At 71.6% G+C, this 26547-nt stretch carries 21 protein-coding genes; 11 read left to right on the plus strand and 10 right to left on the minus strand.

All coding sequences use genetic code 11. The annotated features are described in order from the left end of the window. Positions 1–10: 10 nt before the first annotated feature. Both ACIO3O_RS20295 and ACIO3O_RS20300 read right to left on the minus strand, forming a co-directional pair. Positions 11–877 (minus strand): ABC transporter permease, encoded by an 867-nt coding sequence (locus ACIO3O_RS20295; RefSeq protein ID WP_401747637.1) that lies wholly within the window; start codon positions 875–877, stop codon positions 11–13. Next, a complete protein-coding gene (locus ACIO3O_RS20300) occupies positions 874–3519 on the minus strand; it encodes an alpha/beta fold hydrolase (RefSeq protein WP_401747639.1) in 2646 nt (881 codons plus the stop codon). The genes ACIO3O_RS20295 and ACIO3O_RS20300 overlap by 4 nt, the downstream gene beginning before the upstream one ends. Before the next feature lie 223 nt (positions 3520–3742). Here ACIO3O_RS20300 and ACIO3O_RS20305 point away from each other — a divergent pair, with 223 nt between their 5' ends. The 5 genes from ACIO3O_RS20305 to ACIO3O_RS20325 all read left to right on the plus strand — a co-directional run bounded on the left by ACIO3O_RS20305 (position 3743) and on the right by ACIO3O_RS20325 (position 7561). Beyond that, positions 3743–4156 carry a GNAT family N-acetyltransferase gene (locus ACIO3O_RS20305; RefSeq protein ID WP_401747641.1) on the plus strand — a complete coding sequence of 138 codons (414 nt, stop codon included), beginning with the start codon at positions 3743–3745 and terminating at the stop codon, positions 4154–4156. A gap of 140 nt (positions 4157–4296) precedes the next feature. Next, positions 4297–4881 carry a TerD family protein gene (locus ACIO3O_RS20310; protein ID WP_401747643.1) on the plus strand — a complete coding sequence of 195 codons (585 nt, stop codon included), beginning with the start codon at positions 4297–4299 and terminating at the stop codon, positions 4879–4881. Between the two features lie 176 nt (positions 4882–5057). Further along, on the plus strand, positions 5058–5777 hold the full coding sequence (locus tag ACIO3O_RS20315; protein ID WP_401747646.1) for a VC0807 family protein: 720 nt from the start codon (positions 5058–5060) through the stop codon (positions 5775–5777). Positions 5778–6069: 292 nt separating this feature from the next. Next, positions 6070–6882, plus strand: a complete 813-nt coding sequence (locus ACIO3O_RS20320; RefSeq protein WP_401747648.1) for a putative protein N(5)-glutamine methyltransferase — start codon at positions 6070–6072, stop codon at positions 6880–6882. Positions 6883–6943: 61 nt separating this feature from the next. Further along, positions 6944–7561 (plus strand): polysaccharide deacetylase family protein, encoded by a 618-nt coding sequence (locus tag ACIO3O_RS20325; RefSeq protein ID WP_401747650.1) that lies wholly within the window; start codon positions 6944–6946, stop codon positions 7559–7561. 361 nt (positions 7562–7922) lie between these two features. On the opposite strand, the gene ACIO3O_RS20330 is transcribed toward ACIO3O_RS20325, so the two are convergent. From ACIO3O_RS20330 to iolC, 4 genes are all read right to left on the minus strand, one after another. Further along, positions 7923–9422 carry a CoA-acylating methylmalonate-semialdehyde dehydrogenase gene (locus ACIO3O_RS20330; protein ID WP_401747652.1) on the minus strand — a complete coding sequence of 500 codons (1500 nt, stop codon included), beginning with the start codon at positions 9420–9422 and terminating at the stop codon, positions 7923–7925. 13 nt (positions 9423–9435) lie between these two features. After that, entirely contained in the window at positions 9436–11322 is a 1887-nt protein-coding gene (gene iolD / locus ACIO3O_RS20335; protein ID WP_401747655.1) for a 3D-(3,5/4)-trihydroxycyclohexane-1,2-dione acylhydrolase (decyclizing), read from the minus strand. Between the two features lie 210 nt (positions 11323–11532). Continuing rightward, entirely contained in the window at positions 11533–12330 is a 798-nt protein-coding gene (gene iolB / locus ACIO3O_RS20340) for a 5-deoxy-glucuronate isomerase (RefSeq protein WP_401747657.1), read from the minus strand. After that, positions 12323–13255, minus strand: a complete 933-nt coding sequence (gene iolC, locus ACIO3O_RS20345; protein WP_401747743.1) for a 5-dehydro-2-deoxygluconokinase — start codon at positions 13253–13255, stop codon at positions 12323–12325. Before iolC ends, iolB begins: the two co-directional genes overlap by 8 nt. Before the next feature lie 217 nt (positions 13256–13472). Between iolC and ACIO3O_RS20350 the strand changes: the two genes are divergently transcribed. From ACIO3O_RS20350 to ACIO3O_RS20370, 5 genes are all read left to right on the plus strand, one after another. Continuing rightward, complete coding sequence (locus tag ACIO3O_RS20350) at positions 13473–14432, plus strand: sugar phosphate isomerase/epimerase family protein (protein ID WP_401747658.1); 960 nt, start codon at positions 13473–13475, stop codon at positions 14430–14432. A 148-nt stretch (positions 14433–14580) separates the two neighbouring features. Next, positions 14581–14988, plus strand: coding sequence for a peptidase M23 (locus ACIO3O_RS20355; RefSeq protein WP_401747660.1), 408 nt, complete (start codon positions 14581–14583; stop codon positions 14986–14988). 290 nt (positions 14989–15278) lie between these two features. Continuing rightward, positions 15279–15476 (plus strand): AlpA family transcriptional regulator, encoded by a 198-nt coding sequence (locus tag ACIO3O_RS20360; protein WP_189824300.1) that lies wholly within the window; start codon positions 15279–15281, stop codon positions 15474–15476. A 524-nt stretch (positions 15477–16000) separates the two neighbouring features. Then, the gene (locus tag ACIO3O_RS20365) at positions 16001–16330 is read left to right on the plus strand and encodes a heavy-metal-associated domain-containing protein (protein ID WP_401747662.1); all 330 of its coding nucleotides are present in this window, start codon (positions 16001–16003) and stop codon (positions 16328–16330) included. Between the two features lie 85 nt (positions 16331–16415). Further along, complete coding sequence (locus ACIO3O_RS20370) at positions 16416–18662, plus strand: heavy metal translocating P-type ATPase (RefSeq protein ID WP_401747664.1); 2247 nt, start codon at positions 16416–16418, stop codon at positions 18660–18662. A gap of 467 nt (positions 18663–19129) precedes the next feature. Here the strand turns inward: ACIO3O_RS20370 and ACIO3O_RS20375 are convergent, their stop codons facing one another. From ACIO3O_RS20375 to ACIO3O_RS20390, 4 genes are all read right to left on the minus strand, one after another. After that, the gene (locus ACIO3O_RS20375; RefSeq protein ID WP_401747666.1) at positions 19130–20425 is read right to left on the minus strand and encodes a citrate synthase; all 1296 of its coding nucleotides are present in this window, start codon (positions 20423–20425) and stop codon (positions 19130–19132) included. Positions 20426–20627: 202 nt separating this feature from the next. Beyond that, complete coding sequence (locus ACIO3O_RS20380; RefSeq protein ID WP_401747668.1) at positions 20628–22922, minus strand: ATP-dependent RecD-like DNA helicase; 2295 nt, start codon at positions 22920–22922, stop codon at positions 20628–20630. Positions 22923–23003: 81 nt separating this feature from the next. Beyond that, positions 23004–23246, minus strand: a complete 243-nt coding sequence (locus tag ACIO3O_RS20385) for a hypothetical protein (protein ID WP_401747671.1) — start codon at positions 23244–23246, stop codon at positions 23004–23006. Then, positions 23243–23569: a DUF6247 family protein gene (locus tag ACIO3O_RS20390; protein ID WP_401747674.1), complete on the minus strand. Its 327-nt coding sequence runs from the start codon at positions 23567–23569 to the stop codon at positions 23243–23245. The genes ACIO3O_RS20385 and ACIO3O_RS20390 overlap by 4 nt, the downstream gene beginning before the upstream one ends. Positions 23570–23920: 351 nt before the next feature. Between ACIO3O_RS20390 and ACIO3O_RS20395 the strand changes: the two genes are divergently transcribed. Further along, positions 23921–24436, plus strand: a complete 516-nt coding sequence (locus ACIO3O_RS20395; RefSeq protein ID WP_401747676.1) for a DUF937 domain-containing protein — start codon at positions 23921–23923, stop codon at positions 24434–24436. Positions 24437–26547: the final 2111 nt, after the last annotated feature.

Here is a 26547-nt window from a genome sequence, read left to right on the forward strand (position 1 = left end):
GGTTATTGCGTCACGAGACGATGTCCTTCCGGGAGAAGCCGCGGAAGGCCAGGGCGAAGAGGATCAACGCGTACGTCACCGAGATCGACGCACCCTTGAGCATGCCGCCCCATTCGAGCTGGGGTTGCAGCGCGTCCACCCAGGAGAACTGCCAGTGCGCGGGGAGGAAGTCGCGCCAGTCGCCGAGCGCGGTCACCGCGTCCAGGACGTTGCCGACGATGGTCAGCCCGACCGCGCCGCCGACCGCGCCCAGCGGTGCGTCCGTCTTCGTGGAGAGCCAGAAGGCGAGCGCGGCGGTGACCAGTTGGGAGACGAAGAGGTAGCCCACGATGATCGCGATGCGGGGCAGCGCCGTGCCCGCCGCGAGGGCGCCTCCGGTGGGGAGTTCCAGGGGCCCCCACCCGTAGGCCGCCGTGCCCGCGACCAGGGCGACCAGGGGCAGCAGGATCATCGCCGCCAGGCTGAACGCCAGGGCCACCGCCAGCTTGCTCCAGAGCAGGCGGGTGCGGGGCACCGGTGCGGCCAGCAGATAGCGCAGGGATGACCAGTTGGCCTCCGAGGCGACGGTGTCGCCGCAGAAGAGGGCGACCGGGATGATCAGCAGGAAGCCCGCCGAGACGAAGAGGCAGGTGGCGGCGAAGTTCGCACCGGAGGCGGTGGCGGTGTCCATCAGGTTGATGCGCCCGCTCGCACTGCCGCCGCGCTCGGAGGGCGTGCCGCCGATGGCGAAGGCGGCGATCAGGACGAACGGCAGGGCGCCCAGGATGATCGCCATGACCGTCGTGCGCCGTCGCCGCCACTGGCGTTTGGCCTCCACCCGCAGCGGGAGGGTGCGACCGGGCCGGTAGCCGGGAGCGGCGGTACTTACTGTGCTCATGCCGAGCCTCCGATCAGGGTGAGGAACGCGTCCTCCAGGCGGCGGTGCGGGCCGACGCCCGTCAACGGCACGTCCAGGCGCACCAGTTCCGCGATGAGCTGCTGCGGGCTCCCGCCGTCGAGGCGGACCAGGAGGCCGCCCTCGGCCCGTACCGCCGTCTCCACGCCCGGCAGCGCGGCGACCTTCTCGACCACCGCTTCGGTGACCTCGCCGTCGACGGTGACCAGGAGGGTGTCGCCGGAGCCGATGATCTCGGCGACCGGTCCTGCCTGGACCAGCTTGCCGCGGTCCATGACGACCAGGTCGGTGCAGGACTGCTCGACCTCGGAGAGGAGGTGGCTGGAGACGATGACGGTGCGTCCGCCGGCCGCGTACCGGATCATCACGTCGCGCATCTCGCGGATCTGCGGCGGGTCGAGGCCGTTGGTCGGCTCGTCGAGGATGAGCAGGTCCGGCATGCCGAGCATGGCCTGCGCGATGGCCAGGCGCTGGCGCATGCCCTGGGAGTACGTCCGTACGGCGCGCTGGAGCGCGTCGCCGAGCCCGGCGATCTCCAGGGCCTCCTCGATGTGCGCGTCCTCGGTGGGGCGTCCGGTGGCCTGCCAGTACAGGTCGAGGTTGGCGCGGCCGGAGAGGTGCGGGAGGAAGCCCGCGCCCTCGACGAACGCGCCCACCCGGGAGAGCACCGGTGCGCCGGGTCGGATCGCGTGCCCGAAGACGCGGATCTCGCCGCCGTCGGGGCCGATGAGGCCCATCAGCATGCGCAGGGTGGTGGTCTTGCCCGCGCCGTTGGGGCCGAGGAGGCCCAGGACCTGGCCCTTCTCGACGCGGAAGGAGAGGTCGCGGACGGCGTACCGGTCGCCGGACTTTCCGTACCGCTTGCTCAGGGAGGTGATCTGGAGGGGGACCTCGGCGAGCGCCGGATCCGGCGCGGGGGCGGACGTCCGGCGCCGGGCGCTGAGCAGCAGCCCCGCCGCCACCAGGGCGCTCGCGAGCGGCAGCCCCCACACCCACCAGGCGAGCCCGGCGGACGCGGTGGCCAGCTTGTCGTCGGTGGGGACGCTCAGCCCGCCGTCGGCGAGCGAGACCGTGTAGGCGGCGGGCTCGGCCGGGGACGCGTACCCGAGGTCCGTCGCGGTGAGCAGCAGGCGCATCCGGTGCCCGGCCTGGAAGGTGTGGTCGATGGCCGGGAGGGTCACCTCGACGGTCTTCCCGGCCTTCGCGCCGGTGATCCGGATCGGGGTGACGAGTTGGTGCGGCAGGACCTGTCCGCCGTTGGCACTGGCGTCGTAGACCTTCGCGAAGAGGACCATGTCGTCGCTGGTGGACTTCACGCGGACCGTGACGGTGGGGGTGCCGGTGACCTGGACGCCCTCGTCGAGGGGTGCGGAGTCGTAGCGGGCGTACTGGCCGGGGAAGTCGAGCGAGAGGCCCACGCCGAGCCCGGAGAGCTGCGAGAGGGCGCCCGCGCCGGGCACGGAGGAGATGGCGGGCGGGTTGGCGCCCGCCGGGTTGCCGAAGGTCTGCTCCGGCGTGCGGCCGGTGAGGGGAATGTTCCGCACGTCGCCGCGCAGGCCCGGGTAGCGGTCCGCGGAGGCGCCCCGCAGGCGGGCGGAGCCGTTGGTGGAGTCGACGCCGCCGGTGCGGCTGACGCGGAAGGCGGGGCCGGTGTCGGCGGAGGTGTCCTTCTTGAGGTACCGGTCGAACCAGGCGGTGACGCGCTGTTCGGCGCGGGCGTCCTCACTGTCGCCGCCGTCGTGCCCGCCGGAGAGCCAGTCGACGGCGACGGGAGCACCGTTGCCGGTGATCGCGTCGGCCATCCGGTCGGCCTGTCCGAGGGGGAAGAGGGAGTCGCTCTGGCCCTGGAGGATCAGGGTGGGCACCTTGATGCGGTCGGCGACGGAGGAGGGGCTGAGCGCCTCCAGGGTGGTGCGCGCCGCGTCGTCGGGCTTTCCGGCGACGGCGACCCTCTCGTACAGCTCGCACAGCTTTGGCTCCAGGCGTTGGCAGCCGCCGCCGGTGGTGACGAAGACGCCGGCCCAGAGCTTTTTGAACACCCCGTTGGGGAAGAGGGCTTCGGCGAGGTTCCAGTACGTGATCTGGGGGGCGATGGCGTCCACGCGAGGGTCGTGCCCCGCTGCCAGCAGGGAGATCGCGCCGCCGTAGGAGCCGCCGGTGACGCCGACGCGGGGGTCGCCGTCCTTGTCGAGCAGGACGTCCCTCTGCCCCGCGAGCCAGTCGATGAGCCGGGTGACGTCCTTGACCTCGGCGTCGGGGGCGTTCAGGCCGATCTTCCCGCCGGACCTGCCGAAGCCGCGGGCGGACCAGGTCAGGACGGCGTACCCGTTCCTGGCGAGTTCCTCGGCCTGGGCGCGGACGTCGTTCTTGGACCCGCCGAAGCCGTGTCCGATCAGGACGGCGGGGCGGCGACCGCCGCCGTCGGCCACGAAGTACGAGGTGTCGATGCGTGCGCCGGGCATCTCCATCATGCGGTCGGACCTGTGCACCACGACGGGGTCGTCCGCGGCGGCGACGGACGCCCAGACACCTCCGCCCAGCAGCACGGCGAGCACCGCGACCACGGCGGCGAGCCGACGCCCGCGCAGGCGCCCGCGCGGAAGTCGGCGAAGGGGATTCTCCATACGTGCGACCCTACGGTCCGCCCCGGTGCCTTTAGGCTGCCGCCAGGCGGAACTCGCGCCCCTCCCGGGGGAGTAGTCCGCCCGACTGCACTACCGCAGCCGTGGTACGTCCGGCGCGCCCGCCCCGGACGCGGACAGGCATCCACAAAGCAGCACCAGTACCGGACGCAGACACGAGCACCGGCACCGGACGCACCGCCCGTACCCGGAGGGACCCGCCCGCATGGAGATCCGCCGCGCCACCAGCACCGGTGAACTCGTCGCCGCCCAGCACCTGTACGACGGCCCCGCGCGCGAGGAGTGGGCGCAACGCTTCCTCGACGCCCCCGGCCACCTGATGCTGATCGCGTACGTCGACGGCTTCCCGGCCGGAATGGTCTCCGGCATCGAGATGACGCACCCCGACAAGGGCACCGAGATGTGCCTGTACGAACTGTCCGTCGACGAGGGCCACCGCCGGCGCGGCATCGGGCGCGCGCTCACCGAGGCGCTGGCCCGGGAGGCCAGGGAACGCGGCTGTTACGACATGTGGGTCGGCGTCGACACCGACAACGCACCGGCCCTGGCGACGTATCAGGCGTCCGGCGCCCAGAACGACGGCGTGTTCGCGATGCTGACGTGGGACTTCCGTTCCTGACGTGGGACTTCCGTTCCTGACGTGGGACTTCCGTTCCTGACCGGGGAAACGACCGGGTCTGGAACCAACCCCGCCCCAAGATCGTTCGAACGATCGATGCAGACTTTGTACTCACTTGTCCACCAGCAAAGGGATCGCACATGATCACGCTCAGCAAGGAAGACGGACCGGCGGACCTGGCCGGTGTGACCCACATGTCCATCGGGGTGTCCTGGGACCCCACCTCCGGCAGCAGCGGCGGCCTCATCGGCAAGCTCATGCGCACCGTCGGCACGGACCTCGACCTCATAGCCATCGCCATGTCCGGCAGCGACCCGGTGCGCCTGGCGGGCCTGGACTCGCTGGACCCGCTCGGCAACGGCGGCCTGGTGCACAGCGGTGACAACCAGACCGGCAAGGGTGCGGGCGACGACGAGACGGTGACCGTGGAGTTCTCCAAGGTGCCGCAGAACGTCACGTCGATCGTGTTCGTCGCCGCCGCGTACAAGAAGGGCAGCGCGTTCTCCAAGGCGCGCAACATCAGCTTCAAGGTGTACGACGCCACGGGCGGCAGCACCCAGCAGGTCGCCGACATCTGGCCGTCGCTGCTCACCAGCGACAACGGCTGCGCGGTCGCCAAGGCGGTGCGCAACGGCCCGAGCTGGCAGCTGGAGGTCATCAACCAGACCGGCAAGATCAAGCAGGGCGACGAGCAGGCCCTGATGCGCTTCGCCGTCAACAAGTAGCCACCAAGCAGGCGCACCGGGCCCCTTGCCCCCGTACGTCCTCCTCGCGCCACTGACAAATGTCATGCCGAGGACAGGACAGCAGGCTCTACGGGGCGAGGGGCCGCCCGGGCGAAGCTGAGGTCATCGAAAAGGGGCGCCGCGAAGGCCCCCGACCACAGCGGAGGAGCCCGGACATGAGCGTCGCCACGATCACCGAGACCAGCACCACTGTTGCTCCCGCGGTCGCCGTCGACACCGCCCGCCCGCGGCGCACGCCGAACCCGGTGCTCCAGAGCCTCACCCCGCTGATCGTCGACGCGGGTGTCCCGCTGGCCGCGTACTACGCGCTCAAGGCGGCAGGTCTGGGCACGGTGTCCGCGCTGGCCGTCAGCAGTGCGCTGCCCGCCCTGCGCGTCGTCTGGGGCCTCGTCAAGGACCGCCGGGTGAACGGCTTCGCCGCGCTCATCCTGTGCGTGAACGCGGCGAGCATCGCCCTGTCCGTCGTGACCGGCGACCCCCGCCTGATGCTCGCCAAGGACAGCGCCGTCTCCAGCGTCGTCGGCGTCGGCATCCTGGTCAGCGCCTTCGCCGGCCGCCCGGTGATGCGCAACGCGCTCAAGCCCGCCGTCGTGAAGAACTCCGTGCGGCACGCCGCCGCCTGGGAGCGCCTCCAGGCTGCCTCGCCGCGCTTTCGCCGTCTGGAGCGGAACTTCTCCCTCGTGTGGGGTGTCGCCCTGACCGCGGAGTGCGTCGTGCGGATCGTCGGCGCGTACACCGTCCCGGTCGACACGATGGTCGCCGCCGGCACCGGCGTCATGGTCGCCACGATGGTGCTGGCGTTCCTGGTCTCGGGCAACCGGGCGGTCGTCCCGATGCGGATCATGATCGGCCAGGAGGCCGCGAAGTCGCTCTGACCCCACGCCCGATCCCGCACCCTTGACGAGCACCGGGCCCGGCTCCCCCGCTTCTCCGCGGTGGGGGCCGGGCCCGTTTCGTGCCCCTGTACGCGGCTGACCTGCTCGGGTACTGTCGGACCGCGTTGCCCGCCACTCTCGCGCGGGCCCGGACCGCAGGAGGTGAGACCCATTACCGCTGTCGCAGGTTGGGTGCTCTCGCCCCTCGGTCGCCGTACGCCGCCGTCACCGGCATCGTCGTAACGGAATCGACCGCAGAGCGCCCTCGGTAAACATTCCGAAAGGCCCTCCCATGTCGCTCACCACGCCCACCACGCTCTCCCCCGCCGTCTTCACCACCGTCGTCTCCCGACTGCGCGCCGCGGGCTGCGTGTTCGCGGAGGACGAGGCGCGGTTGCTGCTGTCCACCGGGCACACCGGCGCGGAACTGGACGCCCTGGTCTCCCTGCGCGTGAACGGGCTGCCGCTGGAACACGTCCTCGGCTGGGCCGAGTTCTGCGGTCACCGCATCGCCGTCGACCCGGGAGTCTTCGTGCCCCGCCCCCGTACGGAGTTCCTCGTCACCCACGCGCTCGCGCTGGCCGCCGCCCGGCAGCCGGGAGCCGTCGTCCTGGACCTGTGCTGCGGCTCGGGGGCCGCCGCGACGGTGCTGGGGACGCGGCTGCCGGGGATCGAGCTGTACGCGGCGGACGTGGAGAGCGCGGCCGTACGGTGCGCGCGGCGCAACGTGGAGCCGGTGGGCGGCACGGTCTTCGAGGGCGACCTGTACGCGCCGCTGCCGACGGCGATACGGGGCCGGGTGGACGTCCTCATCGCCAACGCCCCGTACGTCCCCACCGACGACATCCCCCTGCTCCCCTCCGAGGCCCGCGACCACGAGCCCCGCGTGGCGCTCGACGGCGGCGCGGACGGCCTGGACGTGCAGCGCAGGGTGACGGCGCAGGCGGCGCGGTGGCTGGCGCCCGGCGGGAGCCTGCTGATCGAGACGAGCGAGCGGCAGGCGCAGCGCACGATCGCGGCCATGGTGCGGGGCGGGCTGACGGCCCGTCTGGAGGAGGACGAGGAGACGGGCGCGACGGTCGCGGTGGGCTCGTTGCCGCGCTGACCGGGTGATCTGCGCCGGGCGTGGCGTTTGCGCGGGGGACCGCCGCTGGTACCGGTGTGCGGTGACGAAACTGCGCCGTTCCCTGATCGCCGCCGCCACAGTGGTGGGCGCTGCCCTGCTGACCGGTTTCGCCGGAGGCGCGACGGCGGACCCGGTGGACTGCCGGGTCGTCGCGTGCGCGGCGCTGACGTTCGACGGGGAGCCCGGACGCAGCACCGGGGCGGTGCTCGACGTACTGGCGGAGAAGAACGCACCGGCGGCCTTCTTCGTCGCCGGGAAGGGGCCGCTCTTCCGGCATCCGGAGCTGGTGCGCCGGATGGCCGAGGAGGGCCACACCGTGGGCAACCACACCTGGACGCAGCCTCGGCTCACGGATGTGCCGGTGGCGGAGGCGCGGCGGCAACTGGTGCAGACGCAACGGGTGATCGAACAGGTGACGGGCCGTCGGCCGACGCTGATGCGACCGCCGCAGGGGCGCACGAATCAGCAGGTGGGGGCTCTGTGCAGGGAGTTGGGGCTGGTGCAGGTGGGGTGGGGGGCGGGTGGGGTGGTGCGGGTGCGGGAGGGTGCTGATGTGGCGGGGGTGGTGGACGGGCTCCGGGGGCGGGGCTTCACGCTGGTGTCGGTGGAGAGGGTGTTGGGGGCGCGGGGGGTGGGGGCGGGGCGGATGTACCCGTAGCCGGGTGGGGCGGTACGGGGGCGGGGCCGGGGCCTCTCGGGACGGGCGTCCGGCGCAGGGGTGGGGCGGGGGCTACCGGGGTGGGCCGGGAGCGGGAGGGGCCGCCCCCTTGCCCGCCCGTTCCGCCCCCGGGGGGGCGGCCCCGCCGCCCAAGGGGGCTGGGGGGAAGGGGAGGGGCGGGCCCGTCGCCCAAGGGGGCTACGGAGGAGGACCCGGCGCTCAAGGGGGCTGCGGGAACGGGAGGGGGAAAGGGTGACGGCCCCGTCGGAGGTGAGGTCCGGGGGGCCGTCGAGGGGGCGGACCCGGCCGGGGGAAGCCGGGGGCGCCAGGTGAGGCGGGGTCAGGGAGAGGACCCGTACAGCTAGTTGTTGCGGGGGAAGCCCAGGTCGACGCCCGAGGGAGCGTCCGCCGGGTCCGGCCAGCGGGTCGTGGTGACCTTGCCGCGGGTGTAGAAGTGGATGCCGTCGTTGCCGTAGATGTGGTGGTCGCCGAAGAGGCTGTCCTTCCACCCGCCGAAGGAGTGGTAGCCGACCGGCACCGGGATCGGCACGTTGACGCCGACCATGCCCGCCTCGATCTCCAGCTGGAAGCGCCGCGCCGCCCCACCGTCACGGGTGAAGATCGCGGTGCCGTTGCCGAAGGGAGAGGCGTTCATGAGGGCGACGCCCTCTTCGTACGTGTCGACACGCAGCACGCACAGCACCGGGCCGAAGATCTCGTCGCGGTAGGCGTCGGAGTCGGTCGGGACGTTGTCCAGGAGGGAGAGGCCGATCCAGTGGCCGTTCTCGAAGCCCTCGACCGTGTAACCCGTGCCGTCGAGGACGACGGTGGAGCCCTGGGCCGCGGCGCCCGTGACGTACGAGGCGACCTTGTCGCGGTGCGCGGCGGTGATCAGCGGGCCCATCTCGGACGTCGGGTCGTTGCCCGGGCCGATCTTGATCTTCTCGGCGCGCTCGACGATCTTCGCGACGAGCTCGTCGCCGATCGAACCGACGGCGACGACGGCGGAGATGGCCATGCAGCGCTCACCGGCCGAGCCGTACGCGGCGGAGACGGCCGCGTCGGCGGCGGCGTCCAGGTCGGCGTCCGGGAGGACCAGCATGTGGTTCTTGGCGCCGCCGAGGGCCTGTACGCGCTTGCCGTTGGCGGAGGCCACCTGGTGGATGTGGCGGGCGATCGGGGTCGAGCCGACGAAGGAGATCGCGGCGACGTCCGGGTGCTCCAGGAGGCGGTCCACGGCGACCTTGTCACCGTGCAGGACGTTCAGCACGCCGTCCGGCAGACCGGCCTCGGTGGCGAGCTGCGCGAGGCGCAGGGAGGCGGAGGGGTCCTTCTCGGAGGGCTTCAGAACGAAGGTGTTGCCGCACGCGACGGCGATCGGGAACATCCACATCGGCACCATGGCCGGGAAGTTGAACGGCGTGATGCCCGCGACGACACCGAGCGACTGGCGGATCGAGGAGACGTCCACCCGGTTCGACACCTGGGTGGAGAGCTCGCCCTTGAGCTGCGTGGTGATGCCGCACGCCAGCTCGACGATCTCCAGACCGCGGGCGACCTCGCCGAGCGCGTCCGAGTGCACCTTGCCGTGCTCGGCGGTGATCAGGGCGGCGATCTCGTCGCGGTGCGCGTCCAGCAGGGCGCGGTAGCGGAAGAGGATCGCGGTGCGCGTGGACAGCGAGGAGGTCCCCCACGTCGCGTACGCGGCCTTGGCGGACGCGACGGCGGCGTCCACCTCCTCGACGGAGGCCAGGGCCACCCGGGTGTCGGGGGCGCCGGTGGCCGGGTCGGTGACGGGGCCCCAGTTGCCCGACGCACCCTCGACGGTCTTGCCACCGATCCAGTGGTTGACGGTCTTCATGAACTGCACTCCTTCAGAGGTGGTGGCGTCGGGCTGCGACGTGCCGGTCGTACTGTGCGCGGGCCGAGGTCGCCGACGGGCGGGTCGCGGTCTCGGCCACGGGAACATCCCACCACGCGGCACCCTCGGAGGGGCCCGACACTGTGTCGCCCGTTTCGGTCCGGACGTAGACACATGTGGGAACGGTGCTCGCACGCGCATCCACCAGGGCTTCCCGCAGGTCAGCGATGGTGTGGGCGCGCAGGGTACGCATTCCCAGCGATGCGGCGTTGGCGGCCAGGTCCAGTGGCAGGGGCTCTCCCGTGTACGTTCCGTCCACGGCCCGGAAGCGGTAGTCGGTGCCGAAGCGCTCCGCGCCGACGGTCTCGGAGAGGCCGCCGATGGAGGCGTACCCACGGTTGTCGAGGATCACCACCTTGATGGGCAGACGCTCCTGTACGGCGGTGACGATTTCCGTCGGATTCATGAGGTACGTACCGTCGCCGACGAGCGCCCAGACCGGGCGGCCGGGGTCGGCGAGCTGGACGCCGACGGCCGCGGGGATCTCGTAACCCATGCAGGAGTAGCCGTATTCGACGTGGTACTGGTCGGGCGAGCGGGTCCGCCAGAGCTGGTGCAGGTCGCCGGGGAGCGATCCGGCGGCGTTGATCAGGATGTCCTGCTCGTCGACCACAGTGTCGAGTACGCCGAGGACCTGCGCCTGGGTGGGTGCGGCCTTGTCGTCACGGGCGGCGTACACGGCGCTCACGTGCGCCTCCCATTCCGTCTTCCCCGCCCGGTACTCCGCCCGGTACGCCTCGTCCGTACGGCCGTTGAACGCGTCGGCGAGCGCCTGAAGCCCCTTGCGGGCGTCGCCGACCACGGCGAGGGCGCCCAGCTTGTGGGCGTCGGAGCCGGTGACGTTGAGGTTGACGAAGCGGACGCCGGGGTGCTCGAAGAGGGTGCGGGAGGCGGTGGTGAAGTCGGTCCAGCGGGTGCCGACGCCGAGCACCAGGTCGGCGGTGCGGGCGAGGCGGTTGGCGGTGGCGGTGCCGGTGTGCCCGATGCCTCCGACGTCGCAGGGGTGGTCGTACGGGAGGGCCCCCTTGCCCGCCTGGGTGGCGGCGACGGGGATGCCGGTGCGCCGGGCGAAGCGCCCGAGGGCGTCCTGGGCGTGGGCGTGCCGGACGCCGCCGCCGACGACGATCAGGGGGCGCCGGGCGGCGCGCAGTTGCCGCACGGCCTCCTCCAGGGCCTCCGCGTCCGGTTCCTGGGCCCGGACCTGCCACACGCGGTCGCGGAAGAACTCCTCCGGCCAGTCGTACGCCTCCGCCTGGACGTCCTGCGGCAGGCACAGGGTGACGGCGCCGGTGGCGGCCGGGTCGGTGAGGACGCGCATCGCGGTGAGGGCGGCGGGGATCAGGGCCTCGGGGCGGGTGATGCGGTCGAAGTACGCCGAGACCGGGCGCAGGCAGTCGTTGACGGACACGTCGCCCGCGTACGGGGCTTCGAGCTGCTGGAGGACGGGTTCGGCGGGGCGGGCGGCGAAGGTGTCGCCGGGCAGGAGCAGGACCGGGAGGCGGTTGATCGTGGCCTGGGCGGCACCGGTGACGAGGTTGGTGGCGCCGGGGCCGATGGAGGTGGTGACGGCGTGGGTGGAGAGGCGGCGTCGGTGGCGGGCGTAGGCGCTGGCGGCGTGCACCATGGCCTGCTCGTTGCGGCCCTGGAGGAAGGGCATGCGGTCGGGGCCGAGTTCGGTGAGGGCCTGGCCGAGGCCGGCGACGTTGCCGTGGCCGAAGATTGCCCAGGTGGCGGCGATGAGGCGGTGGCGGTGGCCGTCGTGTTCGGTGTGCTGGTGGGTGAGGAAGGTGAGGAGGGCCTGGGCGGTGGTGAGGTGGCGGGTCCTGGGGGCGGGGGGCATCGGGGGGGCTCCTCCGGGAGGGGTACGGGTCCGGGCCGGGGGCTTGGCGGGGGTGGGCGGCCGGTGACGGGGCTGGGCGGGGGCTCCCGGGGTGGGCCGGGAGCGGGAGGGGCCGCCCCCTTGCCCGCCCGTCCCGCCCCCGGGGGGCGGCCCCGCCGCCCAAGGGGGCTGAGGGAGGCTCAGGGGGCTCCAGGGGGGCCGGGACGGCCGTCACCGGTAGGTGGGGCCGGTGTCTTGCTGGAAGGTGATCTGCCAGGAGCGGACCGGGCCTGCCATGACGTTCAGGTAGTAGAGGGGGGCGTCGGGCGGGGCGATGGAGGGGCCGTGCCAGCCGTCCGGGACGAGGACCGTGTCGCCGGAGCGGATCTCGGCGAGGAGGTCCGCACCGCCGGGGCGGGACGGGGAGATGCGCTGGTAGGCGGTTCCGGTGAGCTCGAAGTGGTAGATCTCCTCCAGTACCGATTCCCGCCCCTCCACCGCCTCGTCGTGCTTGTGCGGCGGGTAGGAGGACCAGTTCCCCGGCGGGGTGATCACCTCCACGGCGATCAGCCGGTCGCAGGCGAAGGCCTCGGCGGACGCGAAGTTGCGCACCGTGCGCGCGGTGCGCCCGCTCCCCCGTTCCTCGACGGGAACCTCCGGCGCGGGGCCGTGGCGGGCGGTCAGCCGTCGCTCGCACTTCGCTCCTGCCAGGGCGAAGCGGCCGCCCGCGCCGGAGGCGATCTGGGCGTGGGCGTCCCGGGGGAGGTACGCGAAGTCGGTCGCCGACGCGAACACCCCCTCCCTGCCCCGCACGTCGATGACCTGCCCGTCGACCAGGACGCTGCACGCCCCGGCCAGCGGCAGCAGAATCCATTCCGTGTCGCCCGTGGCGAGGTGGTGGGACCCGCCGGGCCGCAGCTCCAGCACGCGCAGCGACGCGTACTCCCAGCCAGCCCGCCCGGGGCCGATGTCGAGCGCGTACGGCCCCTTCGCCTCGCTCCCCGCCACCACGTGCAGGTGTTCACCCATGACCCGTGCCCTCCGTCGCCAGCAGTGCGTCGATCTCGTGTGCGTAGGGCATCGCGGAGGAGCACTCCAGCCGGGTGGCCACCAGTGCCCCCGCCGCGTTCGCCCGGCGCACCGTCTCCTCCAGCGGGCGGCCCGCGAGCAGCCCCTCGCACAGGGCGCCGCCGAAGGCGTCCCCGGCGCCGAGCCCGTTGAGGACTGTCACCTCCAGGGGCGGCACCTCCACCCGCGTCCCGTCCCGGTGCACGGCGAGCACCCCGTGCGGCCCCTGTTTCACGACCGCCAACTCCACCCCTGCGGCGAGGAGTTCCGCCGCCGCCTCCAGAGGTGCTCGTTTTCCGGTGGCGATCTCGCACTCCTGGAGGTTGCCGACGGCGACCGTCGCGTGCCGCAGGGCCTCCCGGTAGTACGGGCGCGGGTCCTGGCCCGTCCAGAACACCGGCCGCCAGTCCAGGTCGAGCACCGTGTGCGGGGCGCGGGAGCGGGCGGCGAGGGCCTCCAGGGTGGCGTCCCTGCTGGGCCGTGCGCAGAGCCCGGTGCCGGTGGCCCAGAAGAGCCGTGCGGCCCGCACCGCGTCGAGGTCGCTCTCGCCGGGGCGGATCTCCAGGTCGGGGGCGCGGGGCTGCCGGTAGAAGTACAGCGGGAAGTCGTCCGGCGGGAAGACCTCGCAGAAGGTGACGGGCGTCGGGTACGCGGCCACTTCCGTCACCCAGCGCGCGTCCACCCCGAAGGCCTCCAACTCCCGGCGCAGGTACGCGCCGAAGGGGTCGGCCCCCGTGCGGGACACCAGGGCCGTCCGGCGCCCCAGGCGGGCGGCGGCGACCGCCACGTTCGCCGCGCTGCCGCCGAGGAACCGGCCGAAGGTCTCGACGCGGTCCAGCGGCACGCCCGGGCTGAGCGGATAGAGGTCCACGCCGAGGCGGCCCATCACGATCAGGTCGTACACGAGCCTCTCCTCCGTACGGGCGGCGGCATCGGACGGCGGCCGCTTCCGGCCCTCCACGGGCTTTCAGGTCTATCCGCGGGCTCGGAACGCTGTCAATGGTTTGTCCGGACATACGGACCTCAGGACACCCGAGCACCCTCAACCCCCACCCCCCGTCGCCCTCTTGACACCCCTCGCGACCCGCCCGGACCCTTCCTGCATGGCTCCCGACACGGCTAACGGCACGGCTGACGGCACGGCTCCTGACGCACGTCACACACGCCTGAGGATCGGTTCCGCCCCGGACTCCTGGGGCGTCTGGTTCCCCTCCGACAACCGGCAGGTGCCCTGGCGGCGCTTCCTCGACGAGGTGTCCGGCGCGGGGTACGAGTGGATCGAGCTGGGCCCGTACGGCTATCTGCCCCCGGAACCCGCCGCCCTGCTGCCGGAGCTTCGGGCGCGCGGACTCAGGGCCTCCGCGGGGACCGTCTTCACCGCGCTGCACCACGACGGCGTACGGCACTGGGAGTCGACCTGGTCGCACGTGTCGACGGTGGCCCGCCTGGCGCAGGGCGTGGGCGCCGACCACCTGGTGATGATTCCGGCGTTCTGGCGGGACGACAGGACGGGCGAGGTGCTGGAGGACCGGACCCTGACCCCCGCGCAGTGGCGCACGCTCACCGCGCAGACGGAGCGGCTGTCGCGGCAGGTGCGTGAGGAGTTCGGGCTGAAGGTGGTCGTGCATCCGCACGCGGACACCCATGTCGACGACGAGGAGGCCGTCGTACGCCTCCTGGACGGCACCGACGGCGACCTGGTGTCGCTGTGCCTGGACACCGGGCACTACGCCTACTGCGGCGGCGACAGCGTCAAGCTGATCGAGACGTACGGGGAGCGGATCGGCTATCTGCACCTGAAGCAGGTGGACCCGGCGGTGCTGGCACGGGTGCGCGAGGAACAGCTGCCGTTCGGCCCCGCCGTCGGGCTCGGTGTGATGTGCGAACCGCCGCAAGGGGTGCCCGAACTCGCACCGGTGCTGGCGGCTGCGCAGCGCCTCGCGGACGCGCGCGACAGTGACTTGTTCGCGATCGTCGAGCAGGACATGTACCCGTGCGCCCCGGACGCGCCGCTGCCGATCGCCCGGCGGATGCGGGCGTTTTTGCGGGGGTGCGGGGCGTAGCAGGGAGTGCGGCCGTACGGGTGAAGCCGGAGGTCGCTCCCGGGACGCGGCGCGGGAGTCGGGCAGGCTCCCCGTGCACGGGGCCGGTGATCGACGGCCCGTTCGGGCATGCCCACGACACCCGGTCCCACCAGGGGGAACCCTCACGATGACACTCGTACGCATCGCCGCAGTCGCCGTATGCACGGCTGCTCTGCTGACCGCACCCGCCGTGTACGCCGACGAGCCGCCCCGCCCGGCGGCCGCGTCCCAGGAAGCCGAGCAGGCCCGGCTGGAGGCCCAGGCCGCGAACGCCAAGAAGGTCTATCTGTACGCCAGCAACGTCCACCTCCGGGTGGCCCCGCGCACCAGCGCCTACGTCCTCGCCACCAAGTCCCGCATCTGGCTCCTCGCCTACTGCCAGACCAACCGGAACACCAGCCCGGTCAGGACCGCCGACGGCAGCGTGAACCGCTGGTGGAGCAAGGTGACGCTGCCCGCCGGAAGCGACTTCGCCTGGGTCAGCAACGTCTACCTGCGCGGCGGCAAGAAGATCGCGGGCGTCCGGGTCTGCTGAGGTCCCAGGCCTCTGCACTACACCCCGGAGCGGGCCGGACCGAGCACATCGGTCCGGCCCGTTCGGCGTGTCCCGCCGCTCCCCCGCACCACTTGCGTCACAGAGGTGTCCCCCGCGTCACGCTTGTCGCCATTACGCGGGTCTTCCGTCACAGGCACACCACAGCCCCTCCCCCTTCGTCACTCAGCGTCGTTCACGGGGCAGAGGCTGAGTGATCGCCAGCGACAGCCGCAGCTCCCCCGACGGCCCCCCGGCCGTGGCTGCGGACGTCGCAGGGAGGTGCACCGATGATGACGGACCACAAACTCTGGTCGTACAAGGAGATCGCCGCGCACATCCAGGTCCAGACGGACACCGTGCGCTCGTACCGCAAGCACGGCCTGCTGCCGCCGCCCGACCACGTGGAGGGCGGGAAGCCGTACTGGTACGCGGACACGATCCGCAGCTGGGTGGCTCGCCGCCCCGGCAACCGAGGACGCCGGGACTGAACGTTCCTCCTCCCGCAGGGCCCCGCATCCGGCCGTACCCGGCCCTTCGGTGCGGGGCCCGCGCCGTGGACGGGTCGAGCCCGGGGCACGGGAGTGGGAGGTTCACCGGGGGTGGCCGGAGGGGTGAGGCCTCCGTACTCGTGCTTGTGCCGTGCCCTGTCCCCCACCGGGGGCGGGGCGCTTTTGTGCCCGTGGCCGGTGGCCCGGCTGGCTGCGGTGAGGTCTTTGTGTGCCGTGCCCGGCACCTCGGTTGCCTGCGGCGCCCGCCCCGGTCCCGCCCCTTCACCTAAAGCGCTGGGCCGCGCGGCTGGGTGGGTGGCTGGTCGCGCAGTTCCCCGCGCCCCTGAAGGGCTGCTTCGCAGCTTCCTTCGGGGGCGTGCGCGCCCGTGCGACGCGCCCGTCCGGGGTGGGCTGGAATTGATACCCCCTAGGGGTATAGTGTGTGGAGCATCAGGGAGGCACCGGAGACCCGTGGTCTTCCTGCGCATCACCGTCACGCACTTCCTTTGAAGAGGAGCACCGCCATGACCGCTGAGACCCAGACCCCCGCCTCCGCCGAGACCGCCCCCGCCTCGGGCGGTTCCTGCTGCTCGCCGTCCGGTTCCTGCGGTTCCAGCGGTGCGGCGGACGTGGCCGTCGGCTCCGTCACCACGGTGTACGAGGTCAAGGGGATGACCTGCGGTCATTGCGAGGGTGCCGTGTCCGGTGAGATCGCGGAGATCGCGGGCGTCAGCTCGGTCAAGGCCGTCGCCTCGACCGGTCAGGTCACCGTCGTCTCGGCCGCCCCGCTGGACGAGGAGACCGTCCGGGCCGCCGTCGACGAGGCCGGGTACGAGCTGGTCGGCACCCTCTGACCCCGCTGTCCCGCAAGCCCCCGGGCCGTACCCGCCAGTTGCCCATACTGGACGGGTACGGCCCCGTCCGTTGTCTGGAGCCCCGATGAACAGCGCCACCCCGCCCGCCCCTCTGGATGCCCACGTCGAGCTGACCATCGGCGGCATGACCTGCGCCTCCTGCGCGGCCCGCATCGAGAAGAAGCTCAACCGGATGGAGGGCGTGGCCGCCACCGTCAACTACGCGACGGAGAAGGCGCGCATCGCGTACGACGGACAGTCGGTCGGCGTCCCCGAGCTGATCGCCACCGTCGTGAAGACGGGGTACACGGCCGAGGAGCCCGCCGCGCAGGCCCCCCGGGAGGACGACGCCCCGGAGCCGGTCGACCACGAGCTCGCGGCCCTGCGGCAGCGACTCGTGGTCTGTGCGCTGCTGGCCGCCCCGGTGGTGCTGCTGTCCATGGTCCCGGCCCTGCAGTTCGACAACTGGCAGTGGCTGTCGCTGACGCTGGCCGCGCCCGTCGTGGTCTGGGGTGCGCTGCCCTTCCACCGGGCCGCCTGGACGAACCTGCGGCACGGCGCCGCCACCATGGACACCCTCGTCTCGACCGGCACCCTGGCGGCCTTCGCCTGGTCACTGTGGGCGCTGTTCTTCGGGGACGCGGGGATGCCGGGGATGCGGCACGGCTTCGACCTGACGGTGGGCCGCTCCGACGGGGCGTCGACGGTCTATCTGGAAGTGGCGGCCGGGGTCACCGTGTTCATCCTGCTCGGCCGCTGGCTGGAGGCCCGCTCCAAGCGGAAGGCGGGGGCCGCGCTGCGGGCCCTGATGGAGCTGGGCGCCACGGACGTGGCCGTCCTGCGCGGCGGTCAGGAGGTGCGGATTCCGGTCCGGCTGCTGGCGGTGGGCGACCGGTTCGTCGTACGTCCCGGGGAGAAGGTCGCCACCGACGGCACGGTGGTCGAGGGCGACTCGGCGGTGGACGCCTCGATGCTGACCGGCGAGTCGGTGCCGGTGGACGTCGGCCCGGGCGACCGCGTCACCGGGGCGACGGTGAACGCGGGCGGGCGGCTCGTGGTCGAGGCCACCTCCGTCGGCGCGGACACGCAGCTGGCCCGGATGGCGAAGGCCGTCGAGGACGCGCAGAACGGCAAGGCGCAGGTGCAGCGGCTCGCGGACCGGATCTCGGCGGTGTTCGTGCCGGTGGTGCTGCTGATCGCGCTGGGGACGCTGGTGGGGTGGCTGCTGGCGACGGACGACGTGACGGCGGCGTTCACGGCGGCCGTGGCGGTGCTGATCATCGCCTGCCCGTGCGCGCTGGGGCTGGCCACGCCGACCGCGCTGATGGTGGGCACGGGCCGGGGCGCACAGCTCGGCATCCTGATCAAGGGGCCCGAGGTGCTGGAGTCGACGCGCCGGGTGGACACCGTCGTCCTGGACAAGACGGGGACCGTGACCACCGGCCGGATGGAACTGCGGGACGTCTTCCCGGCCGCCGGCGGGGACCGGGACGAGCTGCTGCGGCTCGCGGGTGCGTTGGAGGACGCCTCCGAGCACCCGATCGCGCGGGCCCTCGCCCGGGGCGCGGGCCCGGACCTGCCACCCGTCACCGGCTTCGCGAACGTCCCCGGGCTCGGCGTGCGCGGCACCGTCGAGGGACACGCCGTCCTCGTGGGCCGGGCCAAGCTGCTGTCCGACGCCGCGATCGAGCTGCCGCCCGAGCTGGCCGACGCGAAGGCCGCCGCCGAGGCCCGGGGACGTACCGCCGTCGCGGTCGCCTGGGACGGCGCGGCGCGCGGTGTGCTCACCGTCGCGGACACCGTGAAGGCGAGCAGCGCCGAAGCCGTACGGGACCTGCGCGCGCTCGGCCTCGTGCCGGTCCTGCTGACCGGCGACAACCGTCGGGTGGCGGACGCGGTGGCCGCCGAGGTGGGCATCGACGCGGACCAGGTGTACGCCGAGGTCCTGCCCGAGGAGAAGGCGGCCGTGGTCGCCCGGCTCCAGTCCGGGGGCCGCACGGTCGCGATGGTGGGCGACGGCGTGAACGACGCGGCGGCGCTCGCCACCGCGGACCTGGGCCTGGCCCTGGGCACCGGCACCGACGCCGCGATCGAGGCGGGCGACGTGACGCTCGTACGGGGAGATCTGCGGGTCGCGGCGGACGCGATCCGGCTGTCCCGGAAGACCCTGGCGACCATCAAGGGCAACCTCTTCTGGGCCTTCGGCTACAACGTCGCGGCGCTCCCGCTGGCGGCTGCCGGGCTGCTCAACCCGATGATCGCCGGATTCGCGATGGCGTTCTCTTCCGTCTTCGTAGTGACAAACAGCCTCCGGCTACGTACCTTCACATGATGTACACCAACGCACACGAACGCGTCGCAACCTCAGTGCACTGTGGAGTGACGTAGATCACTGTGGTTGGGGGGTAACCATTGGCCGGGGTCGCGAGTCCAATAAGCGATGCCAAGAACGTCTTGGGGGACGTTCGACGCGGGATGTCTTGGGGGACGTCCCCGGCAAGCGTTGGCCGGGACACGTACACCGGGGAGCTTTGAGCGGCCCTCCCGTTCGTTACGTGTCCTGGCGGACCGCAGCAGGCAGCAGTACGTACGCAGCAGGACGCACGATCCAGAGACTTCTGGCGGCGCAAGCCGTCAGACGCCCGGTGGAGATCCCGTGGGGGGAATCCGAACCGGGAAACAGGAAAGCGCCCCGCATCGTCGACCCGTGGGGGGATCGACGGCGGGGCGCTTTTCGTTGCCCTGATGTGGCTGCGTGCCCTGAGAGGGCCCGCTGCCCCGAGAGACGTGACCGTACGGTCAGCGGCCCTCGACCGGGACGAAGTCGCGCAGGACCTCGCCGGTGTAGATCTGGCGCGGGCGGCCGATGCGCGAACCCGGCTCCTTGATCATCTCGTGCCACTGCGCGATCCAGCCCGGCAGGCGGCCGATCGCGAAGAGCACGGTGAACATGTCGGTGGGGAAGCCCATCGCCCGGTAGATCAGACCCGTGTAGAAGTCGACGTTCGGGTAGAGGTTGCGCGAGACGAAGTACTCGTCGGAGAGCGCGTGCTCCTCCAGCTTCAGCGCGATGTCCAGCAGCTCGTCGGACTTGCCGAGGGCCGAGAGGACGTCGTGCGCCGCCGCCTTGATGATCTTGGCGCGCGGGTCGAAGGACTTGTACACCCGGTGGCCGAAGCCCATCAGGCGGACGCCGTCCTCCTTGTTCTTCACCTTGCGGATGAAGGCGTCGACGTCGCCGCCGTCGGCCTGGATGGCCTCCAGCATCTCCAGCACGGACGCGTTGGCGCCGCCGTGCAGGGGGCCCCACAGGGCGGAGATGCCGGCGGAGATCGAGGCGAACATGTTCGCCTGCGAGGAGCCGACCAGGCGCACGGTGGAGGTCGAGCAGTTCTGCTCGTGGTCCGCGTGCAGGATGAGCAGCTTCTCCAGCGCGGAGACGACGACCGGGTCGAGGTCGTACTCCTGGGCGGGGACCGAGAAGGTCATCCGCAGGAAGTTCTCGACGTAGCCGAGGTCGTTGCGCGGGTAGACGAACGGGTGACCGATCGACTTCTTGTACGCGTAGGCGGCGATCGTCGGCAGCTTGGCCAGCAGACGGATCGTCGACAGGTGGCGCTGCTGCTCGTCGAACGGGTTGTGGCTGTCCTGGTAGAACGTGGACAGCGCCGAGACGACCGAGGACAGCATGGCCATCGGGTGCGCGTCGCGCGGGAAGCCGTCGAAGAAGCGCTTGACGTCTTCGTGTAGCAGCGTGTGCTGGGTGATCTCGTTCTTGAAGGTCGACAGCTCGTCGTCCTTCGGGAGCTCGCCGTTGATCAGCAGGTAGGCGGTCTCCAGGAAGCTACTCTGCTCCGCCAGCTGCTCGATCGGGTACCCGCGGTAGCGCAGGATGCCCTCTTCGCCATCCAGGTAGGTGATGGCGGATTTGTAGGCGGCGGTGTTGCCGTATCCGCTATCCAGGGTGACCAGACCGGTCTGGGCCCGGAGCTTCCCGATGTCGAAGCCCTTGTCGCCGACGGTGCTGTCGATCACCGGGTAGGTGTACTCGCCATCGCCGTACCGCAGTACTACAGAGTTGTCGCTCTCGCTCACGTCATCCCTCACCGACGTAGTGCCTCTTCTTCGAGGTGCCCTGACTGTCTCTACCATCCCCCACTTGGCTCAGCAGAGTGCACTCGGGGTCGGCCAACAGGCCAGTTCGCGGCACTGAGTGCCGCCAACCTGCTCATACTGCCCCCTTCGCCCCGGTTCCGGAACCCCCGGGTGATGTTTCCCACCGATGGCCCGCAAGGGTTTACCCGCCCGACCGCCGAGGAGTCGGTACGTACGTTCCGCCTGCGAGCCGATGGGCGAGTGCGGTGCACCGGCGACCGGCCGAAACCGTGCGCACGGCCTGCCCGATGGCCTTGCGCGAGCCGACCAGCACCACCAGCTTCTTGGCCCGCGTCACGGCGGTGTAGAGCAGGTTCCGCTGGAGCATCATCCAGGCCCCGGAGGTGACCGGAATCACCACGGCCGGATATTCACTCCCCTGGGAACGGTGGATGGTGACGGCATACGCGTGGGCCAGCTCGTCGAGTTCGTCGAAGTCGTACGGGACCTCCTCGTCCTCGTCCGTACGCACCGTCAGCGTCTGCTCGACCGGGTCCAGCGCGGTGACGACCCCGACGGTCCCGTTGAAGACGCCGTTCTCCCCTTTGTCATAGTTGTTCCGAATCTGGGTGACTTTGTCGCCGACGCGGAAGGTGCGGCCGCCGAACCGCTTCTCGGGGAGGTCGGGCCGGGCGGGTGTGATGGCCTGCTGGAGCAGCCCGTTGAGGGTGCCCGCACCGGCGGGCCCCCGGTGCATGGGGGCGAGGACCTGCACGTCCGTCCTCGGGTCGAGCCCGAACTTCTTCGGGATGCGGCGGGCGGCGACGTCGACGGTGAGCTTCCCCGCCTCCTCGTTGTCGTCCTCGACGAAGAGGAAGAAGTCGCTGAGGCCCCGGGTGAGGGGGTGCTCGCCGGAGTTGATCCGGTGCGCGTTGGTGACGACACCCGACTGCTGGGCCTGCCGGAAGATCTGGGTGAGCCGCACATGGGGCACGGGCCCGTCCTCGGCGAGCAGGTCCCGCAGCACCTCCCCCGCCCCCACCGACGGCAACTGGTCCACGTCCCCCACCAGCAGCAGGTGGGCACCGGGTGCCACCGCCTTGACGAGCTTGTTGGCCAGCAGCAGATCGAGCATCGACGCCTCGTCGACCACCACCAGGTCGGCGTCCAGGGGCCGTTCGCGGTCGTACGCCGCGTCCCCTCCCGGCTTCAGCTCCAGCAGCCGGTGCACGGTGGAGGCTTCCGCCCCGGTCAGCTCGGACAGCCGCTTGGCCGCCCGCCCGGTCGGCGCGGCCAGCACGACCTTCGCCCTCTTCGCCCGCGCCAGCTCCACCACGGACCGCACCGTGAAGGACTTGCCGCAGCCGGGCCCGCCGGTCAGCACGGCCACCTTCTGCGTCAACGCCAGCTTGACGGCGGCCTCCTGCTCGGGAGCGAGGGAGGCCCCGGTCCTTCCCGCGAGCCAGGTGAGCGCCTTCCCCCAGTCCACGTCCCGGAACCCCGGCATCCGGTCCTCGTCCGTCCGCAGCAGCCGCATCACCTGCCCGGCGAGGGAGAGTTCGGCCCGGTGGAAGGGCACCAGGTACACGGCGGTGACGGGCTCGCCGCCGGGCCCCTCGGGGCCGGGCACCTTCTCCCGTACGACACCCTCCGGGTCCTCAGCCAGCTCGGCGAGGCAGTCGATGACCAGCCCGGTGTCGACCTGGAGCAGCTTCACCGCATCGCTGATGAGCTGCTCCTCGGGGAGGAAGCAGTGCCCCTGGTCGGTGGACTGGGACAGGGCGTACTGCAACCCGGCCTTGACCCGGTCGGGGCTGTCGTGCGGGATGCCGACGGCCTGGGCGATGCGGTCGGCGGTGAGGAAACCGATGCCCCAGACGTCGGCGGCGAGACGGTACGGCTGGTTCTTCACCACGGAGATCGAGGCGTCCGCGTATTTCTTGTAAATACGGACGGCGATCGACGTGGACACCCCCACGCTCTGCAGAAAGACCATGACCTCCTTGATGGCCTTCTGCTCCTCCCAGGCGACGGCGATCATCTTCGTCCGCTTGGGCCCCAGCCCCGGCACCTCGACCAGCCGCTTCGGCTGCTGCTCGATGATGTCGAGGGTGTCGACGCCGAAGTGGGTGGTGATGCGGTCCGCCATCACCGGGCCGATGCCCTTGATGAGCCCCGACCCCAGATAGCGCCTGATCCCCTGGATGGTGGCGGGCAGGACCGTCGTGTAGTTGTCCACCGTGAACTGCTTGCCGTACTGCGGGTGGGACCCCCAACGCCCCTCCATCCGCAGGGACTCCCCCGGCTGCGCGCCGAGCAGCGCACCCACGACGGTCAGCAGGTCGCCCATGCCGGACCCGCGCCCGGTGTCGACGCGGCCGACCGTGTAGCCGGTCTCCTCGTTGGCGTACGTGATCCGCTCCAGGACGCCTTCGACCACGGCCTTGTTGACCGGACCGCCCTGTGCGCCTGCCGCGCTGCTGACTGTGCTGGACATGGGACGACGCTACCGCCGGGGTCCGACAGCGTGTGCGGACCTGTGGACAAAGGCCCGCACACGCTGTCGGCCGGGGCCGGATCAGAGCGCGACGAGGTCCACGACGTTCACCACGACATGCCGGTTGGAGACGATGTACGTCACGAAGCCCCCGGTGAAGGCGGCGGACCAGCTGTTGTCCCGGTTGCTGGTCGCCGGAGCCCCGAAGGGGTTGCGCGCCAACTGCTTCTCCAGCGCCGCGAGGGACGCGCGCTGCGGTGCGACGAGGGCCGCCCTGCACCGTGCGGCCCGGTCGGCGTAGCGGATCGCGTACACGTCGTTCATCCGTGCCCCCTGGCGTCCACCGGGTTGCTGTCGGCGTCGTACGCGTTGCCGTCGTCGTCGAAGAAGACCATGCCCTCGGTGTCGCCCTCCGCCATCCGCTTGACGGTGTGCTCCACCTCGTCCAGGTAGCCGGGGGTGGCACAGGCGCAGGCGAACGGGAACCACTTGTCGACCACCCGCTCCAGCGCCTCGCTGTCGAAGTCCGCGGCGGCGCTCAGCCAGTCCTGCTCGAAGGCCCGGAGCCAGTCGGGGCGTCGCTGCAGCGCGGCACGCACCGCGTCCGCAGTTCTTTCGCACGCCTCGGGGTCAACGGCGAACACCATGGTCAACTCCTCTGGCGGGCGGTCGGGCGGGGCCGGGAGCGCCCATGCTAGGGCGGGCGCGCGCCGGGGTCTCGTGAACCGCCCGCCTGCTGCCCGAAGGGAGGATTCCGACCCGCTTCCGCCGGGCATCGGGCAGCGGTGCGCGGCAAGTCGAAGGGCCCGGTCCGTCGACCGGGCCCTTCGGTGTCCCCCTCCGTGTCAGGCCTCCCTCGAATCCCCCCAGATTCCCCCCGGAAGCCCTGATGCCACGTATGACCCGCGAGGGGGGCGGAGGGTTGTACGGCGGGTGCGGGATTTTCTTCGGGCGGCCATAAGGTGCCGACATTTGGGTGCAGACGTAGCGTTTCCGGTATGAACGACGACTCTTTCCAGAAGGACGTGCTCAACGAGCTGGGCGACGACAAGCTCGCCGAGATCGCCGGACTGCTCGGTACGGACGCGGCGGGCGCCCAGAGCGTCGTGGCGTCCACCGCGGACGCCTTCGCGGGCGGGCTCGCGGAGAAGGCCGAGAACGCCTCGCCCGAGGAGGCCGAGGAGGTCCGGGCGGCCCTCACGGAGGCTGCCGATCCGCCGCTCCAGGGCGTGGCCGCGCTGGGTGGCGGCCTGGGAGGTCTGCTCGGCGGCGGAATGATGGCCGGGATGCTCGGCAAGATGGCCAAGCCGGTGGCGAGTGCGGTCGCGAAGAAGACCGGGCTGCCCGAGGCGTCGGTGACGCGGGCCATCGAGATCGCGCTGCCGGTGGTCTTGGCGGTGGTGACGAAGCGGGCCACGGAGAAGCGGAATCCGGGGGCGGCGGGGGCGGCGCCGGGGGCGGGGGGCGGGCTCGGTGATCTGCTGGGGCAGGTGCTGGGGGGCGGCAAGAAGTAGCCGGAGTGGGTGGGCCCGGGGCGGGGGTGCGGGTGAGATCCGGGAGTGAGGTGAGCCCGAATCACGAGTGCGGGTCAGATCCCGGAGCAGGGGTGGGCCCGAATCACGAGTGCGGGTCAGATCCCGGAGCAGGGGTGGGCCTGGATCGGGTGTTGGTGGGGCCGTCCTCTGGACCGGAGTGTGGCGCTTACGGGGAGCCCGTCAAGGGCGCTCCTTTGTCGCGTCGGCTTCGCCGATTTCGCTTCGCTTCACCCTTGACAGTCTCCCCTCCAGCGCAGGTTTCGTTGTGCGGAGGACGGCCGAAAAATGGCCCCGGGGAAGGTCCGGGAAGTGGCCGTACGCCGCTGCCGGGTGCGGGTGCGTGGGTAGGGGCTTCGGGAAACGGCCGATGCTGTTCGTTGTCGTGTCTGCCGGTGGGTGGGGTGTCGGCTATGGGTGGCGGGAGCGTGGGAGCAGTTGCGGCCGGTGGGGGTGCGCCGACCTCAATGGGGCTGCCGGCCTGGGCTTTGCGGGTGCGGGCCGCCGTTGGGCTGATGCTCAAGCTGGTTGCTGATGTGAGTGGGTGGATTCCAGGGAAGTGGCCGTGCTGGGACATATACGTTCGACGCACATAACGCCATCCCATCCCCGGAATCCCGTACCCCGCCACGCCTGACACCCCGCCTGGAGGATGAAGGGGTGTTCGTCGGAATCGGGACGGGCGGCGCGATGGGTGATGGTGGGTGGTTGGATGTGCGGCCGAGACGGGCGGGTGGGTCTGCGGTTGTGTATGTGTACGGGAGATGCCTGCACAGTGCCGGACCTCTGCTGCCCACATGGGCGGGTCGGGTAGGGAAACCGCTTCGCGGAGTGGGCTGGCGGGGGTGTGCTCCAGAAGTGGGACACTCTGGCGCGGAAGTGTCCCACTTCTGAGACACCCCCACCGCGCGGACGAATGCGGGACCGGCCCACAGGCGGGCCCGGCCTGCAGGGGTGTGCGGCAGAAACGGGATAACGGGATACCCGGGCGCGGAAGTGTCCCGCTTCCGCGCCACCTCGGCCGCGTGACTGCGGAAAGGGCCAGCTCACGGGGACGTGGGCTCACGGGGTCGTTCGCGAGGGTGCGGGCTCACGCGGATGCGAGGGTCCAGGCTCACCTGGGTGCGAGGGTGCAGGCTCACGCGGGTGCGAGGGCGCGGGCTCACCCGGGCGCGAGGGCGCGGGCTCACGCGGGTGCAGGCGCACGCGGATGCGAGGGCGCGGGCTCACAGGGGCACGCGCCCAAGAGCGGCGCACCCGGGCACGTGACTGCGGAGGAGGCCAGCTCACCGGGATGCGGGCTCACGGGTTCGTTCGCGAGGGTGCAGGCTCACCCGGATACGAAAGTGCAGGCTCACAGGGGCACACGCCCAAAAGCGGGGCACCCGGGCACGTGACTGCGGAGGAGGCCAGCTCACCGGGATGCGGGCTCACGGGTTCGTTCGCGAGGGTGCAGGCTCACCCGGATACGAAAGTGCAGGCTCACAGGGGCACGCGCCCAAGAGCGGGGCACCCGGGCACGTGACTGCGGAGGAGGCCAGCTCACCGGGATGCGGGCTCACGGGTTCGCGGGGGTGCAGGCTCACCCGGATACAAAAGTGCGGGCTCACCCGGGTGCGAGGGGGTGCGTCAAGAGTGGGACACATGGGAGAAGTTCTGTCCCACTTTTCGGATACCTTCGCGCCACCTCGGCCGCGCGGGCGGCAGCGGATACCGACTCGCGAGTGGACTCGTGGGGGCGGGTGCCAAGGGTGAGACATTCGGGCGCGGAAGTGTCCCACTTCTGAGATACCTCCCCGCCACCTCTCCGCCGCCTTCCCGCCTCATCACCCACCGCCCGCCCGTCCCGGCTCCGATGAACACCCCTTCTCCCTCCGGGGTATCAGACGTGGCAGGGGCCGGGATTCCGGGGATGGGACGGCGTTATGTGCGTCCAACGTATATGTCCCAGCACGGCCACCTCCCTCACCGCCCGCCCGTCGCGGTTTCGATGAACTCCCCTTCTCCCTCCGGGGTATCAGACGTGGCAGGGGCCGGGATTCCGGGGATGGGACGGCGTTATGTGCGTCCAACGTATATGTCCCAGCACGGCC

This window comes from Streptomyces sp. NPDC087440, assembly GCF_044744005.1.
Taxonomy (GTDB): domain Bacteria; phylum Actinomycetota; class Actinomycetes; order Streptomycetales; family Streptomycetaceae; genus Streptomyces.

Coding starts and splice junctions, on each gene's coding strand:
- ACIO3O_RS20370 (WP_401747664.1), top strand. CDS start 16,416: ATGAACAGCGCCACCCCGCCCGCCCCTCTGGATGCCCACGTCGAGCTG.
- ACIO3O_RS20365 (WP_401747662.1), top strand. CDS start 16,001: ATGACCGCTGAGACCCAGACCCCCGCCTCCGCCGAGACCGCCCCCGCC.
- ACIO3O_RS20320 (WP_401747648.1), top strand. CDS start 6,070: ATGTCGCTCACCACGCCCACCACGCTCTCCCCCGCCGTCTTCACCACC.
- iolD (WP_401747655.1), bottom strand. CDS start 11,322: ATGCCCCCCGCCCCCAGGACCCGCCACCTCACCACCGCCCAGGCCCTC.
- ACIO3O_RS20330 (WP_401747652.1), bottom strand. CDS start 9,422: ATGAAGACCGTCAACCACTGGATCGGTGGCAAGACCGTCGAGGGTGCG.
- iolC (WP_401747743.1), bottom strand. CDS start 13,255: ATGGGCCGCCTCGGCGTGGACCTCTATCCGCTCAGCCCGGGCGTGCCG.
- ACIO3O_RS20300 (WP_401747639.1), bottom strand. CDS start 3,519: ATGGAGAATCCCCTTCGCCGACTTCCGCGCGGGCGCCTGCGCGGGCGT.
- ACIO3O_RS20315 (WP_401747646.1), top strand. CDS start 5,058: ATGAGCGTCGCCACGATCACCGAGACCAGCACCACTGTTGCTCCCGCG.
- ACIO3O_RS20385 (WP_401747671.1), bottom strand. CDS start 23,246: ATGAACGACGTGTACGCGATCCGCTACGCCGACCGGGCCGCACGGTGC.
- ACIO3O_RS20395 (WP_401747676.1), top strand. CDS start 23,921: ATGAACGACGACTCTTTCCAGAAGGACGTGCTCAACGAGCTGGGCGAC.
- iolB (WP_401747657.1), bottom strand. CDS start 12,330: ATGGGTGAACACCTGCACGTGGTGGCGGGGAGCGAGGCGAAGGGGCCG.
- ACIO3O_RS20355 (WP_401747660.1), top strand. CDS start 14,581: ATGACACTCGTACGCATCGCCGCAGTCGCCGTATGCACGGCTGCTCTG.
- ACIO3O_RS20390 (WP_401747674.1), bottom strand. CDS start 23,569: ATGGTGTTCGCCGTTGACCCCGAGGCGTGCGAAAGAACTGCGGACGCG.
- ACIO3O_RS20305 (WP_401747641.1), top strand. CDS start 3,743: ATGGAGATCCGCCGCGCCACCAGCACCGGTGAACTCGTCGCCGCCCAG.
- ACIO3O_RS20350 (WP_401747658.1), top strand. CDS start 13,473: ATGGCTCCCGACACGGCTAACGGCACGGCTGACGGCACGGCTCCTGAC.
- ACIO3O_RS20310 (WP_401747643.1), top strand. CDS start 4,297: ATGATCACGCTCAGCAAGGAAGACGGACCGGCGGACCTGGCCGGTGTG.
- ACIO3O_RS20295 (WP_401747637.1), bottom strand. CDS start 877: ATGAGCACAGTAAGTACCGCCGCTCCCGGCTACCGGCCCGGTCGCACC.
- ACIO3O_RS20360 (WP_189824300.1), top strand. CDS start 15,279: ATGACGGACCACAAACTCTGGTCGTACAAGGAGATCGCCGCGCACATC.
- ACIO3O_RS20380 (WP_401747668.1), bottom strand. CDS start 22,922: ATGTCCAGCACAGTCAGCAGCGCGGCAGGCGCACAGGGCGGTCCGGTC.